Below are 14,071 nucleotides of genomic sequence, written 5' to 3'. Positions count from 1 at the left end.
CTGCGGGCCACCTTCCCCCGCGGGGGAAGGCTTTTCTTTTATTGACACCCCTGCTATAATAGTAACCAAAGGGGGCATTACCTGTGGATTATGCAAAACTTACGGCGCAGGCGCGGCAGGCTACGGAAGAACTGCTGCAGGCTGCGCATCTCGAGACCGGGGATATTTTTGTGGTCGGCTGCTCCAGCAGCGAGATCATGGGCGGGCGCATCGGCAAGGATTCCAGCATGGAGGCTGCCGCTGCCGTGCTGGCGGGCGTGCTGCCGCCATTGCAGGAGCAGGGCGTCTATCTGGCCGCCCAGTGCTGTGAGCATCTGAACCGTTCTATCGTCATTGAGCGCGAGGCCGCGAAAGCCAACGGCTATCAGATCGTCTCGGCCATTCCGCAGCCCCACGCGGGCGGCAGCTGGGCCACGAACTGCTGGCAGCGCTTTAACGACCCCGTCCTTGTGGAGGAGGTCAGGGCCGCCGCGGGCATGGACATCGGCGGTACGCTGATCGGTATGCACCTGCGCCGCGTGGCTGTGCCGGTGCGCTTGTCGATGGACCACATCGGGCAGGCAATTCTGCTCTGCGCCCGCACCCGTCCGCCGTTCATCGGCGGTTCCCGCGCCGTTTACAGTCAGGAGGAAGTGCGATGATTCCCGAAGCCCAGAAGCAGCAGATGGCCGAGGCCGTCGCGAAGATCCGTGAGACGATGGCCGCTGCCGCCAAGGCCGCAGGCCGCGACCCGGCAGAGGTGCGCCTTTGCGCCGCCTGCAAGACCCGCACGGTGGAGGAGGTGCGCTACAGCGCCGGCCTGCCCATTGACCTGTTCGGTGAAAACCATGTGCAGGAGCTGGTCGAAAAGACCGACGCGAACGCCTACAACGGCAAGCCCGGGCACTTCATCGGGCATTTACAGACGAACAAGGTCAACAAGGTCGTAGGCCGCGCCGCGCTGATCCAGAGCGTGGACAGCACGCGCCTTTTGGATAAGATTGATGCCGCCGCGGCCCGTCTGGGGCTGGTGCAGGACATCCTCGTCGAGATCAACATCGGCGAGGAGGCCAGCAAGAGCGGCGTGGACGCCGACAGCCTGTTCCCGCTTTTGGAGGCTGCCGCCGCCAGGGAGCACATCCGTCTGCGCGGCCTGATGGCGATCCCGCCCGCCGACGCCGACGACACCGAGACCCGCCGCTTTTTTGCACAGATGCGGGAGCTTTTGGCCAGAGCCGACGCCCGGCACTATGACCGGGCACAGATGGACATTCTGTCCATGGGCATGAGCCACGACTACGCCGCCGCCATCGCCGAGGGCGCGACCATCGTCCGTGTCGGCACGGCGATTTACGGCGCACGGGATTACAGCAAAAAGGCATAATTTCAGGCTTCCCCCTCGGGGGAAGCTGTCCGCGAAGCGGACGGATGAGGGCAAAGCTTCCGCAGCCACCCGTTCACGGGATTTCGCCGCAGACTCGCCCCTCATCCGGCCCTTCGGGCCACCTTCCCCCTCGGGGGAAGGCTTTTTTATTTTCTCCCCCTGTATTCCCGCGGCGTCATCCCGTACCGCTTTTTGAACAGACGGTTGAAGTAGGACAAATTCTCAAACCCGCATTGCTCCGCAATCGCCAGCACGGTGTCGCTGCCGCTGCGCAGGGCATCGGCGGCGGCGTTCAGGCGTTGCTCGTTCAGGTATTCGGTAAAGCCCTGGCCGGTCATTTTCTTGAACCAGCGCATAAAATGGCTGGGGCTGCATCCGCAGGCCGCCGCTGCGTCGGTCACATGCAGCGCCCCCGCGTAGCCCTCATTCACAAGCTGCACCACGGTTTTCAGCCGCCGGGTATCGGGGGTATCGGCAGGGGGCAGGTCTCCGGCGCGGCCCACCAGCGCCGCCAGAAACAGCAGCAGCTCGCCCTTTATACAGAGTTCATACCCCACGTCTTTGATCTTGTTGAATTCCTCCGCCGCGTGCAGGCACCGCACCGCCCAGTTGTAGCCCCAGTCTTCCGGGCCAAGGCGCATGGGCAGAGCCAGACGTCCGCTCTGCAGCGGCAGCAGGTACTTCTCTGCACAGATGTCACCGGCGCCGCCCAGCAGCTCCAGCTCAAAGATGATGTTCTCATATTCCATTGCCTCACCGTGCAGCTGGCGCAGGGCGTGCAGCACGCCGGGGGCAAACACGTAAATGTCGCCCGCCTGTGCCGTGTAGGTCGTCAGCCCGGCCTGCACGATGCCGCGCCCTTTTTTGACAAAGACCAGCTCCATACTGTCTTGCCAGTGCAGTGCCACCTGCGGGAAGTCCTTCGGGATCGTGCACGGGTAGATGTTGAACGGGAACCACGCGGCCCCGTGTTGCTTTGCTTCGCGTAAACGCTCTTGTTTCGCCATATTTTCACCTCGCATGATAGTATTGTACCATAAGTTGCGGGTATTTTGCAAGTCAGATGCACGTTTTGTGTGGTATAACCAAGTTGTACCCAAGAAGCCCATACACGAATGGAGGGAACCTCTTATGAATATGACTGCTGCGATGGAAGCCAGAACCAACAAGCCCCTGACCGCCTGCACGGATCAGGAAATCTATCTGGCCCTGCTGGACATCGTCCGCGAACAGAGCGCCGCCCGCGTCCGTCCCGTCACGGGCCGCAAGCTCTACTATATCAGCGCCGAGTTTCTGATCGGCAAGCTGCTGTCCAACAACCTTATCAATTTAGGGCTGTACGACGACACCCGCGCCGCGCTGGCCGCTGCCGGGAAAAATCTGTCCGATATTGAGGAGGTCGAGCCGGAGCCAAGCCTTGGCAACGGCGGGCTGGGCCGTCTGGCCGCCTGTTTCCTTGACTCCCTCGCCACGCTGAACCTGCCCGGCGACGGTGTCGGCCTGCGGTATCACTTCGGCCTGTTCCACCAGTCCTTCAAGGACGGCGTCCAGAACGAGCTGCCCGACCCGTGGCTGACCGCCCACTCCTGGGCGGAAAAAACGGATACGGTCTATCCCGTCGAGCTGGCCGGCAAGACCTACAACGCCCGTCTGTACAAGCTGGCCGTCACGGGCTACGAGGGCCGCACGAACACGCTGAATCTGTTCGATCTCGACACCATTGATGAGAGCATCGTCCACGACGGCATCACGTTCGACAAGACCGACATCGACAAAAACCTGACGCTTTTCCTGTATCCCGATGACTCCGACGAGGCCGGACGCCGTCTGCGCGTCTACCAGCAGTACCTGATGGTTTCCGCCGGGGCCCAGCTGATTCTGGCCGAGTGTGCCGCCCGCGGCTGTGATTACCACGATCTGGCCGACTACGCCGCCATCCAGATCAACGACACCCACCCCAGCATGGTTATCCCCGAGCTGATCCGCCTGCTGGGGGAGAAGGGCATCGACTTTGACGAGGCCGTCGAGATCGTCACAAAGACCTGTGCCTACACGAACCACACCATTCTGGCCGAGGCGCTCGAAAAGTGGCCCCGCACCTATCTGGACGCCGTCGTGCCGCAGCTCATGCCCATCATTGAAAAGCTCGACACGCTGGCCCGCACCCGCACCACCGACGAGAGTCTGGCCATCATCGACGGGGACGACCGCGTTCACATGGCCCACATGGACATCCACTTCACCCACTCGACGAACGGCGTTGCCTATCTGCACACCGAAATCCTGAAAAACAGCGAGCTGCACGGCTTTTACCAGCTCTACCCCGAAAAATTCAACAACAAGACCAACGGCATCACCTTCCGCCGCTGGCTGCTGGAGTGCGACCCGGCACTGACCGCCGAGATCGAAAAGCTCATCGGTTCCGGCTTCCGCAAGGACGCCACCGAGCTTGAAAAACTGCTGCCCTACACGGAAAATGTCGATATTTTGCAGCAGTTCTCCGCCGTCAAGGCGCAGAACAAGCGCGCTCTGGCCGACTGGCTGCACCGCACGCAGGGCATCACCGTTGACCCGGATGCCATGTTCGACATCCAGTCCAAGCGCCTGCATGAGTACAAGCGCCAGCAGCTGAACCTGCTCTACCTGATCCACCAGTATCATGAGATCAAGGCCGGGCATCTGCCCGCCACGCCGCTGGTCAGCATCTTCGGTGCCAAGGCCGCCCCGGCGTACACGATTGCCAAGGACATCATCCACGCCCTGCTGACCCTGTCTAAGGTCATTGCGGCGGACCCGGTCGTGTCGAAGTATCTGCAAGTTGTCTTTGTGGAAAACTACAACGTCACCGCCGCTGAGAAGCTCATCCCCGCCTGCGACCTGTCGGAGCAGATCTCGCTGGCCTCCAAGGAGGCGTCCGGCACCGGCAACATGAAGTTCATGCTCAACGGTGCGCTGACGCTGGGCACGATGGACGGTGCGAACGTCGAGATCTGTCAGCAGGTCGGCGATGAGAACATCTATATCTTCGGCCAGACGTCCGACCAGGTCATCCACCGCTATGAGATGGGCGACTATCAGGCCAGCCAGTGGGTGGAGGGTGACCCCAACATCCGCCGCGCCGTCGATTTCCTCGTCGGGCCGGAGATGCTGGCCGCCGGGCATGCGGAAAACCTGCGCCGCCTGCACGACGAGCTGGTCTGGAAGGACTGGTTCCAGACGCTGCCCGACTTCAACGCCTATGTGGTGCGCAAGGGTCAGGCCCTGAGCGACTACGCCTGCGACCCGCTGGGCTGGCGCAAGAAGTGCGTCATCAACATTGCCAAGGCCGGCCTGTTCAGCAGTGACCGCACGATTGCCGAGTACAACAAGGACATCTGGCATCTGGGCGAGTGATCCACCTCTATAAGCAACTGCATCCCCTGTCCGCACGGGCAGGGGATTTTTGCTTGTGTATGGCTTCTTTACATGGGATACCGGATGCAGAGGTCTCCGCTGGGCGTTGAAACGTTTCCCTTGCAAACTGTCGCTCTACCTGCTACAATAAATGCAGACTATTTGTAAGGAGCGATCACTCATGAACTGGCATCAGGCCTGTGAGCTGCCCTATTACCACGGCAGCGACCTCGGCGCAAATCCAACGGCGGAGGAAACCACCTTCAAGCTGTGGGCTCCCACTGCCTGCGGGGTCGTGGTCTGCCTGTATGCCACCGGCACCGACGCCGAGCCGGGCGCGAAAGAGCTGGGCGTACACGAAATGCGCCGCGGCGATGGCGGCGTCTGGGCCATTGTGCTGCCCGGCAACCTGCACGGGACGTATTACATCTACCGCATCTACTTCCCGGATGGCCGCGTGCATGAGGTCGTGGACCCCTACGCCCGCAGCGCCGGGGCCAACGGCACCCGCGGCATGGTGGTGGACCTGACACAGGCCGCCCCCGACGGCTGGGAGCAGGACCGGCGCCCCGACATCCCGGCCCACGCCCGCAGCGTGTGGGAGGTGCATGTGGCGGACTTTTCCGCTGACGGGCACAGCGGTGTGCGCCCGGAGTGGCGCGGCAAGTTCATGGGCTTCACGCCCGATGACACCACGCTGGACAACGACGGCGAACACCCGACCTGCCTGAACTATCTGAAAAATCTGGGCATCAGCCATGTGCAATTACAGCCCATCTACGACTACGCCACGGTGGACGAGTCTCGCCCCGACGGCGGCTACAACTGGGGCTACGACCCGCAGAACTACAACGTGCCCGAGGGCAGCTTTGCCACCGACCCGTTCCACGGCGAGGTGCGCGTCAAGGAGTGCCGCGCCATGGTCGCCGCGCTGCACCGCGCGGGGCTGGGCGTCGTGATGGACGTCGTCTACAACCACACCTACCACGGCGAGAGCAATCTGGAGCGCACCGTGCCCGGCTACTGGAACCGCCGCTGGCCCAACGGCATGATGACCAACGGCTCCGGCTGCGGCTGTGACCTGGCCAGCGAGCGCCCGATGGTGCGCAAATACGTGGTCGAGTCGGTGCTGTACTGGGCCACAGCCTACCACATCGACGGTTTCCGCTTTGACCTGATGGCGCTGGAAGACGTGGACACGATGAACGCCATCCGCGCCGCGCTGGACAGTCTGCCCGGCGGCGAGAGCATTTTACTGTACGGCGAGCCCTGGATGGGCGGCGGCACGAACCTTGAAGGCGGCGCACGCCCCGCCGACAAGCGCGCCCTCGACGCGCTGCATGAACGCATCGGATTTTTCTGCGATGACACGCGGGACTGCATCAAGGGCAACGTCTTTGACGCGGCCAACGCGGGCTATGTCAACGGCGCACCGCAGCATGGCTACGATGTGCTGCACTCGATCAGTGCGTGGCGCAGCGGCGCACACGGCTTCCGGCCCAAGCGCGCCGGGCAGGTCGTGCAGTACGTCTCCGCCCATGACAACTACACGCTCTGGGACAAACTGGCCGCCGTGGGCCGCCGCGGCGATTACGACTGCCCCGACGCCGATTTGCTGGCACAGAACCGCATGACGGCGGGCATCTACCTGACCTGCCAGGGTCTGCCCTTTATGCAGGCGGGCGAGGAGTGGGGCCGCACCAAGTACGGCGACCACAACAGCTACAAGGGGCCGCTGGCCACGAACCGGCTGGACTGGACCCGCGCCCACCGCCCGGAGTTTGCCGCGCTGACGGCGTTTTACCGCGGCATGCTGGCCATCCGCCGCGCCTATCCGCGGCTGAGCGGCGCGGCAGGGGAGCCGGAGCCGTTTATTCTGGCGCTGCCGGGCTGGCTCATCGGCTTTGTGCCGGAGAACGACGGCACGGCCACGGCGGGTCAGCTGGCCGTCTACTACAACCCCGAGCGCACCCGCCAGTGGGCCAGCCTGCCCGCCGGTACCTGGCGCAAAGTAAGCGACGGCGTCCACGCCGGTGTGACCCCCTTCGGTCCCTGTTTCCGGGATGCGTTGGAGCTGGCCCCGACGAGCGTGACGGTGCTGGTGGCGGAGTAAAAGTATAATCACGTTTCATGGGAGAGGGAGAGCCTCTCCCTTTTTGTTTGTCGCCCCTTTTATTGTGGCCTTGTAGGGAGGGGTCTTGACCCCTCCGCGGGGCGTCGAGGACGCCGCCCCTACAACCTTGTCATTTTGTTCACAAAAACTTTGTTTGACAGACTGTCCAATTTCCGTGTATAATAGACTTATACGTTATACGATTTGTAGAATAGCCCGCCGCTGCTACAAAGTGTTTACCACACACGGACAGAAAAGGGAAAGGGAGGCCGTCACCATGAGCGACTACGCAGCCATTGAAAAGGAAGCCCGCATTTTTACCGAGGAATGTGTCACCAACAACCGCATTGATCCCACGCTGTTTGCCCAATACGACATCAAGCGCGGCCTGCGCGACAAAAACGGCAAGGGCGTGCTGGCGGGCATCACGAATATTTCCCGCATCGACGCCTTTGAGGAGCGCGACGGCCAGAAGGTTCCCTGCGAGGGCAAGCTCTGGTACCGCGGCTACAATGTCTATGACCTGATCCGCGGTCTGCGCGGCAAGCGCTATGCGTTTGAGGGCGCGGCCTATCTGCTGCTGCTCGGCGACCTGCCGAACAAAGAGCAGCTCGAGAGCTTCACCACCTGCCTTGCCAAATGCCGCGACCTGCCGACAAACTTTGTGCGCGACGTCATCATGAAGGCCCCCAGTCACGACCTGATGAACTCGCTGACCCGCAGCGTGCTGACGCTGGCCAGCTACGATGACGACATCGGCAAGACCGACCTGCAGACCCAGCTGGAACAGTGCATCAAGCTCATCAGCGTTTTCCCGATGCTGGCGGTCTACGGCTACCACGCCTACAATTACTATGAGTGCGGCGGCAGCATGTACATCCACCGTCCAGACCCGAGCCTGTCCACGGCGGAAAACCTGCTGAAGATGCTGCGTCCAGACCAGAAGTACACCGACCTCGAGGCCCACGTGCTGGACATTGCCCTGCTGCTGCACATGGAGCACGGCGGCGGAAACAACTCGACCTTCACGACCCGCGTCGTCACCTCGTCCGGGTCGGACACCTACTCCGTCATTGCGGCGGCGCTTTCCAGCCTGAAGGGCCCCAAGCACGGCGGCGCGAACATCAAGGTCATGCAGATGATGGACGACATCCGCGCCCACGTCGCCGACCCGCTGGACGAGGAGGCCATGGCTGATTATCTGGGCCGCATTGTGGACCGCCAGGCGTTCGACCAGAAGGGCCTGATCTACGGCATGGGCCATGCGGTCTACTCGCTGAGCGACCCGCGCGCGGTGGTGTTCAAGAGCTTTGTCCACCAGCTGGCCGACGCCAAGGGCCGCAGCCGCGACTTTGAGTATTACAACACGATCGAGCGGCTGGCCCCGCAGGTCATTGCCGAGAAGCGCCATATTTATAAGGGCGTCTCGACGAACGTGGACTTCTACTCCGGCTTTGTATATGACATGCTGGGCATCCCGGTGGAGCTGTACACCCCGATCTTTGCGGTTGCGCGTATCGTCGGCTGGTCCGCCCACCGCATGGAGGAGCTTGTCAACGTGGATAAGATCATCCGCCCGGCCTACCAGAGCATCATGCAAACAAGGGAGTATGTGCCGCTGGAGGAGAGATAAAAGAGAAAAAAGAGAGAAGAATTTTCGCACAGGGCGAAGGTTCTTCTCTCTTTTTGGTTATAAAGCCCCTTTTGAGGCTGCTTTGCAGGGCAGAGTCTTGCCCCCTCCGCGGCGGGGTGAGGGCACCCCGCCCTACATTCTCCCGGAAAAGGGGGCGTAGGGGAGGGATTTATCCCTCCCGGGACGTGTACGGCATCCGCGGGGCGTCGGGGACGCCGCCCCCTACAACAGGTTACGTAAATCCGTCCAAAACCACCTTCAGTTCTGCCCAGATGTTCTCCTGCGAGGCACTGTAACAAAGGCTATCCGTATAGGGACGGCAATAGACTTGGTACAAAATGCCGTCCTGCGCAAAGTAGGCTCTGGACTGGATGTAGGGCCTCGAGTTCGGGTTGCTTGTACAGTGGGGGATCAGCGCGGTGTTGCCGTTGGCCATGGGGTAGCTTTCACATTGCCACGTCAACCCGGCACTTTTTTGCCAATACAAATCCGTTGCCATCTCCTTGGGCGCATCCCCAAGATAGGCAACTGCCATGATTTCTACATTGTAGCCATCCAAAAGCACACCCGTGCGTAGGTAGAGCTTGTCCGGTGTATCGCTGCGCCCGATGGGGATAAATCCGGCGGGATATTCCTGAAATTTCGGCGTATAAGGCATGCCATCGTCATATTCATCCGGTATGTCGATCATGCCGGACGGATACATGGCAATCGACGGGAAAGTGCTTGTATCTCCCTCATCCAGCAGCGTGTTCTGCGCCAGCGGCAGACCAGTCGCGGCGGTCATTTCCCCCCAGCTGTCGTACCCGCGTGCAGCCCGGGCGTACCAATCGGCGTAGTCCGCGTCGGTGGGGTGCAGCTGGCCGTTTATGTTGGCGTTCATCGGCAGCCAGCCATCGTCTGACATCTCCCCATTATGGTTTGCCACCATTCCCGCCAGCAAATCCTCATCCAGCGCAAAATACTGCCGCTCATACGTGATGGCGTACCCGGTGTTGGCCTCCGGCGCAAAGGACGGGCGCGGGTTTTCGCGCAGGTTCGTGAACTCTGCCGTGCCTGCCAGCACTCCAGCGGCAATCAGCAGCGGCGCGGCCAGGCAGATTGCCAGCTTCCAGCGCGGGTGCCGTGCGGGGGGCGCGTCGGGCAGGTGCTCAGCCACGGCGGGCCATAGGTCAACGCCTGCCGGGTGCAGGCCGCCGGTCAGCTTTTCGTGCAAATACGCTTCTTCGCGGTCATACTTCATAGTGCTCCCCCTCCTTCAATCGCTGCGCCAGCTGCTTTTTGGCGCGGTGGTAGCGTGTGCGCAGATAGGCGGCGGGCCGTCCGTGAATGCACGCCAGTGCGGCGTAATCCAGCCCGTCCAGCACACGCTCTAAGATCAGGGCCCGATCCAGCGGGGCCAGCGTGTTCAGCGCCGCGCGCAGCTCTTCGCTGATGCCGGGGTCCTGCTCCAACGGCTCCGGGGTGGGGTAGGCCGCCGCGCGTTTGGTTGCCCGCAGCATGTCCAGCGAGGTGCGGTAGGCGATGCGGTAGAGCCACGCGCGCTCGTTGTCGGTGCCGTCATGGCGCAGCGTGTGGCGCTGCTGCCACGCCTTGATGAAGGTTTTCTGCACAGCATCCTGTGCGTCGGCCTCGCACCCCAGCAGGCCGGTGCAGTACCGCAGCAGTGCAGCGGTATGGGCATGTACGAGCTTTTCTAAATCCTGTTCGTTTTGCATCGGCTCGCCTCCTTTCACCCTTATAACGCCGACGGGAGCAGGAATGTGTCACAAATCAAGCATTTTCTTGGCCCCTCTGGCGCAAGCGCCACCTCCCCCGTATCGGGGGAGTCTGTCTCGCAGAGGGAGACAAGAAAAAAGAGCCCCGCGGGGCTCTTTTTTTACATCAATGCGCTAAGACAGTATTTTTTATTTTCTTGTACACCGCATTTGCTGCCAGCGGCAGAACCAGGCCCGCGGCGGTGTAGGCAAGCCACCAGGCACCGCCCGTAAAGTAAATCGGGAATGCGGCCAGAAGATACGGCTCTCCGCCTGTGGCCAGCAGGCCAAGCCAGGTCACGAGCTTGAAGCTCAAAAAGTGCAAAATCACAATCGGCATCGTCGCACGGCCCAGATAGGCCAGCGCCGCCCGGACACAGGGCAGGGGAGCGGTCAGGCACGCGGCCTCCCGCACCAGCACCCAGCCCGCCAGGCTGGCAACCAGCAGGAAAATCGGGCTGCTGTATCCATTGCCCGCCAGACCCACAGAGCCGAGCCGCTCCAGAATCAGCAGCACCGCAAAGGCCGCCGCGGCAAAAATACAGCGCTGGTACGTCGGTATGCTTTCCCGCGTCGTGCGCCGCAGGACCGTGCCCAGGTAGAACAGGCAGTAGCAGCTGGCCGCAATGCCCAGCCCCCACACGTTCCATCCGGCCAGCCCGCAGCGCCAGCCCACCCACAGCAGCACGCCGGAAAAAAGTCCCTGCGGCAGCAGCGTATCGGCACCATGCAGCAGCCTTTGCAGAATAAATTCCACCAAAGCGTACAGAATAGATACTTGAAACAGTGCTTGGATGAACCACATCGCGCCGCCCAGCTGGGTGCCGCCGTCAAACACGCACCAGTGTACGGTGCGGCCAATCACATCCTTCACCGTCACGGGCGTTGTGACGGCATTGCCGGGAACCTGCAAAATGCGCTCATCACTCGTCAAAATATTCAGCTGTAAAAACAGGTTGTTCAGCACGGTAAAGGCGGTGTTTGCCAGCACAAAGGGCAGCCAGAGCGTGACGGCTTTGCGCTTGATAAAGTGCACCGGCCCGCCGCGCAGGCTGAAAAGCCAGCCGCTCAGCATAAAAAACAGGGCCATGTGGAACAGGTAGATGAAGTCCGTTCCGGGAAAGCCCGAATGCCCCAGCACCATAAGCACAATGCCGATGCCGCGCATACTATCTATTACAGGGTCACGCTGTTTTGCCATAAATCAGAACCTCACTGCGCGTTTTTGGCGCGGCATTTCGGGCAGATGTAGCGGATCGTCAGCGTGTAGCCGCGTACCTCGGTACCGATGGCGGACTCAATGTCGCGGATCAGCCCCACCACCGGCAGGTCGGCCAGGTCGCCGCAGCTGTCACACAGCAGGTGGCCGTGGGGGGTCGGGTTGGCGTCGTAGCGGTCCGGGCCGTCGGGCATTTCCAGATGACCGATCTCACCGTCCAGCTCCATCAATTTCAGATTGCGGTACACAGTGCCGCGCGCAATGTGCGGCATGGCCTGCCGCGCATGGCTGAAAATTTCGTCAGCGGTCAGATGCTCCGGGCATTTTTCACGCATGATACCCAAAATCAGGGCGCGTTGGCGGGTCATGGGCAGACCTCCTTTTCTGATTTAAGAATATATCTTATTCAGATAGTACACTAAAATGTATGCTTTGTCAACCGTCTGTACAAAATCGCCAAGATTCCATTCCGAAATTTTACTTGACAGGGGCTGTTTGTATGCTATAATAAAGTCATATTAAGACTCATTCCTATTTAAACGGAGGTATTCATTATGGAACTCAGAGGCAGCAAGACCGAGAAAAACCTGTGGGAGGCTTTCGCAGGTGAGAGCCAGGCCCGGAACAAATACACCTATTTCGCGTCCAAGGCCAAGAAGGAGGGCTATGAGCAGATCAGCGCCATCTTCACCGAGACCGCCAACAACGAGAAGGAGCACGCCAAGATCTGGTTTAAGCTGTTGATGGAAAACGGCGAGATCCCCGACACGCTGACCTGCCTGAAGATGGCCGCCGCGGGCGAGAACGAGGAGCACACCTCGATGTACCCGCGCATGGCCGCCGAGGCGAAGGCGGAGGGCTTTACCCAGATCGCCGCGCTGTTCACGATGGTCGCCGCGATCGAGAAGGACCACGAGGAGCGCTACAAAGCGCTGGCCGCCAACATTGAGGCGGGCAAAGTCTATGCCCGCGAGACCGAGCAGGTCTGGCAGTGCCGCAACTGCGGGTTCGTCTATATCGGTCAGCACGCGCCGGTTAAGTGCCCGGTGTGCGCACATCCGCAGAGCTATTTTGAGCTGAAGAGCAGCAACTATTAAGTTTAGAGAGGAGTGAGGAGATAGGAGAGAGGAGATAACATCCGTTCCTGCACATTGAGCGGTAACAGATGCACGCGCATAATGCGAAAAGTCCGTTAAGAGCTTTACCGCAGCGCAATCTCCTCACTCCTCTCTCCCATCTCCTCCCTTTTTTTGCTTAACCCCTTGACAGTTCGTGTGTGACATGCTATATTGTTAGCGTTAGTTAAGGCTAACCGCAGCAAGTATCCGACCTTCGGAACAACCATAGCCCGCCCGGTGCGGTTCTCTCCCCGTGCCGGGCGGTTTTATGGGACTGATGGTTAGCAGACACTAACCATTGTAGAGGTAAGGAGTCGTCTCATGCAGCAATCGCGTGTCATCCCCAGCCCGCGCAGCTTCGCCTGCGACCTGGCCACCCTATGCGCCCCCACACTGGCGGGGCTCAAGCCTGCCAGCCTGTTCCGCTACCAGCCCGCGCCCGGGCAGGATGCCGCCGCCATGGCCGCCGCCTGGCACGCCGCGCTGTCGCCCCGCGGGGTCACGGTGCGGGTGCTTAGGCAGTGCCCGCGCACCGGGGCTGTGCTGGTCTATGTATACCGCCCGGCCCGTGTGGCCAGGCTGTTGGCAGCGCCGCACATGCTGGACTTTCTGGCAGGGGAGGGCTACACCCCCGGCACCGCAGACGAGCTGCTGGACCAGCTGGCCGAAAGGCTCTGCTGCGAGGGAGATTTCCCGCATGAGATCGGCGTTTTTCTGGGCTACCCGCTGGCGGATGTCATCGGGTTCATCCAAAACCGCGGCAAAAACTTTACCGCGTGTGGCTATTGGAAGGTCTACACCGACCCCACCGCTGCGCAGGCAGAGTTTGACCGCTATAAAAAGTGCGAGCGCATCTACGCCCGCTGCTATTACAACGGCACCCCGATCAGGCGGCTGACAGTGGCCGCCTGACGATGCACCATAAAAATTATAAAAGGAGTAGTTATTTATGAGCAAGATCGCAGTTATCTATTGGAGCGGCACCGGCAACACCGAGGCCATGGCCGATTTGGTCGCCAACGCAGCTACCGCCGCCGGCGCTTCTGTTGACAAGTTCACCGCCTCCGAGTTCAACGTTTCCTCCGCCGGCGACTACACCGGCTTTGCGCTGGGCTGCCCCGCCATGGGCGCCGAGCAGCTGGAGGAGAGCGAGTTCGAGCCGATGTACCAGGATCTGCGCGGCTCTCTGAGCGGCAAACCCGTTGGCCTGTTCGGCTCCTACGGCTGGGGTGACGGAGAGTGGATCCGCACCTGGGCCGAGGACGCCGAGGCCGCCGGTGCCCGTCTGGTCGTTGAGCCTGTCATGGCCAACGGCTCCCCCGACGGCGACGCCGAGGCTGCCTGCGCAGCCCTTGGCACCGCTCTGGCCAATGCCTGATTTTCTCCATATCCATCCATACCGGGAGGGGCAGCGATGCCCCTCCTTCTTTGTTTGTGCGGCCCGCAGCCTTCCCGTAATTGCCCGGTTCCGTACA

At 61.2% G+C, this 14,071-nt stretch carries 13 protein-coding genes; 8 read left to right on the top strand and 5 right to left on the bottom strand.

What is annotated here, in order from left to right; genetic code table 11:
* Positions 1 to 83: 83 nt before the first annotated feature.
* The gene (locus tag B5D32_RS01540) at positions 84 to 641 is read left to right on the top strand and encodes a TIGR01440 family protein (RefSeq protein WP_078783316.1); all 558 of its coding nucleotides are present in this window, start codon (positions 84 to 86) and stop codon (positions 639 to 641) included.
* On the top strand, positions 638 to 1,363 hold the full coding sequence (locus tag B5D32_RS01535; RefSeq protein ID WP_078783315.1) for a YggS family pyridoxal phosphate-dependent enzyme: 726 nt from the start codon (positions 638 to 640) through the stop codon (positions 1,361 to 1,363). The genes B5D32_RS01540 and B5D32_RS01535 overlap by 4 nt, the downstream gene beginning before the upstream one ends.
* 146 nt (positions 1,364 to 1,509) lie before the next feature.
* Here the strand turns inward: B5D32_RS01535 and B5D32_RS01530 are convergent, their stop codons facing one another.
* Positions 1,510 to 2,370 (bottom strand): AraC family transcriptional regulator, encoded by an 861-nt coding sequence (locus B5D32_RS01530; protein WP_078783314.1) that lies wholly within the window; start codon positions 2,368 to 2,370, stop codon positions 1,510 to 1,512.
* Between the two features lie 124 nt (positions 2,371 to 2,494).
* Here B5D32_RS01530 and B5D32_RS01525 point away from each other — a divergent pair, with 124 nt between their 5' ends.
* The 3 genes from B5D32_RS01525 to B5D32_RS01515 all read left to right on the top strand — a co-directional run bounded on the left by B5D32_RS01525 (position 2,495) and on the right by B5D32_RS01515 (position 8,502).
* Positions 2,495 to 4,756, top strand: coding sequence for a glycogen/starch/alpha-glucan phosphorylase (locus tag B5D32_RS01525; protein WP_078783313.1), 2,262 nt, complete (start codon positions 2,495 to 2,497; stop codon positions 4,754 to 4,756).
* 181 nt (positions 4,757 to 4,937) lie between these two features.
* A complete protein-coding gene (gene pulA / locus B5D32_RS01520) occupies positions 4,938 to 6,869 on the top strand; it encodes a type I pullulanase (protein ID WP_078783312.1) in 1,932 nt (643 codons plus the stop codon).
* Positions 6,870 to 7,146: 277 nt separating this feature from the next.
* Positions 7,147 to 8,502 carry a citrate/2-methylcitrate synthase gene (locus B5D32_RS01515; protein ID WP_078783311.1) on the top strand — a complete coding sequence of 452 codons (1,356 nt, stop codon included), beginning with the start codon at positions 7,147 to 7,149 and terminating at the stop codon, positions 8,500 to 8,502.
* A 232-nt stretch (positions 8,503 to 8,734) separates the two neighbouring features.
* Here B5D32_RS01515 and B5D32_RS01510 read toward each other — a convergent pair whose 3' ends face one another.
* The 4 genes from B5D32_RS01510 to B5D32_RS01495 form a co-directional block, all read right to left on the bottom strand.
* Positions 8,735 to 9,745 (bottom strand): hypothetical protein, encoded by a 1,011-nt coding sequence (locus B5D32_RS01510; protein ID WP_078783310.1) that lies wholly within the window; start codon positions 9,743 to 9,745, stop codon positions 8,735 to 8,737.
* Positions 9,735 to 10,220 carry an RNA polymerase sigma factor gene (locus B5D32_RS01505; protein ID WP_078783309.1) on the bottom strand — a complete coding sequence of 162 codons (486 nt, stop codon included), beginning with the start codon at positions 10,218 to 10,220 and terminating at the stop codon, positions 9,735 to 9,737. The genes B5D32_RS01510 and B5D32_RS01505 overlap by 11 nt, the downstream gene beginning before the upstream one ends.
* Positions 10,221 to 10,386: 166 nt before the next feature.
* The gene (locus B5D32_RS01500) at positions 10,387 to 11,460 is read right to left on the bottom strand and encodes an acyltransferase family protein (protein ID WP_078783308.1); all 1,074 of its coding nucleotides are present in this window, start codon (positions 11,458 to 11,460) and stop codon (positions 10,387 to 10,389) included.
* Positions 11,461 to 11,471: 11 nt separating this feature from the next.
* Complete coding sequence (locus B5D32_RS01495; protein WP_078783307.1) at positions 11,472 to 11,846, bottom strand: Fur family transcriptional regulator; 375 nt, start codon at positions 11,844 to 11,846, stop codon at positions 11,472 to 11,474.
* Positions 11,847 to 12,032: 186 nt separating this feature from the next.
* Here B5D32_RS01495 and rbr point away from each other — a divergent pair, with 186 nt between their 5' ends.
* The 3 genes from rbr to B5D32_RS01480 all read left to right on the top strand — a co-directional run bounded on the left by rbr (position 12,033) and on the right by B5D32_RS01480 (position 13,974).
* The gene (gene rbr / locus B5D32_RS01490) at positions 12,033 to 12,575 is read left to right on the top strand and encodes a rubrerythrin (RefSeq protein ID WP_265104960.1); all 543 of its coding nucleotides are present in this window, start codon (positions 12,033 to 12,035) and stop codon (positions 12,573 to 12,575) included.
* 342 nt (positions 12,576 to 12,917) lie between these two features.
* Entirely contained in the window at positions 12,918 to 13,508 is a 591-nt protein-coding gene (locus tag B5D32_RS01485) for a DUF3793 family protein (protein ID WP_078783305.1), read from the top strand.
* A 37-nt stretch (positions 13,509 to 13,545) separates the two neighbouring features.
* Positions 13,546 to 13,974, top strand: a complete 429-nt coding sequence (locus tag B5D32_RS01480; protein WP_078783304.1) for a flavodoxin — start codon at positions 13,546 to 13,548, stop codon at positions 13,972 to 13,974.
* Positions 13,975 to 14,071: the final 97 nt, after the last annotated feature.

The sequence above is a fragment of the Gemmiger formicilis genome, from assembly GCF_900167555.1.
GTDB classification, from domain to species: Bacteria; Bacillota; Clostridia; order Oscillospirales; family Ruminococcaceae; genus Gemmiger; species Gemmiger formicilis.
This window is presented reverse-complemented; position numbering and strand designations above follow the sequence as displayed.

Coding starts and splice junctions, on each gene's coding strand:
- B5D32_RS01535 (WP_078783315.1), top strand. CDS start 638: ATGATTCCCGAAGCCCAGAAGCAGCAGATGGCCGAGGCCGTCGCGAAG.
- B5D32_RS01530 (WP_078783314.1), bottom strand. CDS start 2,370: ATGGCGAAACAAGAGCGTTTACGCGAAGCAAAGCAACACGGGGCCGCG.
- B5D32_RS01525 (WP_078783313.1), top strand. CDS start 2,495: ATGAATATGACTGCTGCGATGGAAGCCAGAACCAACAAGCCCCTGACC.
- pulA (WP_078783312.1), top strand. CDS start 4,938: ATGAACTGGCATCAGGCCTGTGAGCTGCCCTATTACCACGGCAGCGAC.
- B5D32_RS01515 (WP_078783311.1), top strand. CDS start 7,147: ATGAGCGACTACGCAGCCATTGAAAAGGAAGCCCGCATTTTTACCGAG.
- B5D32_RS01510 (WP_078783310.1), bottom strand. CDS start 9,745: ATGAAGTATGACCGCGAAGAAGCGTATTTGCACGAAAAGCTGACCGGC.
- B5D32_RS01505 (WP_078783309.1), bottom strand. CDS start 10,220: ATGCAAAACGAACAGGATTTAGAAAAGCTCGTACATGCCCATACCGCT.
- B5D32_RS01500 (WP_078783308.1), bottom strand. CDS start 11,460: ATGGCAAAACAGCGTGACCCTGTAATAGATAGTATGCGCGGCATCGGC.
- B5D32_RS01495 (WP_078783307.1), bottom strand. CDS start 11,846: ATGACCCGCCAACGCGCCCTGATTTTGGGTATCATGCGTGAAAAATGC.
- rbr (WP_265104960.1), top strand. CDS start 12,033: ATGGAACTCAGAGGCAGCAAGACCGAGAAAAACCTGTGGGAGGCTTTC.
- B5D32_RS01485 (WP_078783305.1), top strand. CDS start 12,918: ATGCAGCAATCGCGTGTCATCCCCAGCCCGCGCAGCTTCGCCTGCGAC.
- B5D32_RS01480 (WP_078783304.1), top strand. CDS start 13,546: ATGAGCAAGATCGCAGTTATCTATTGGAGCGGCACCGGCAACACCGAG.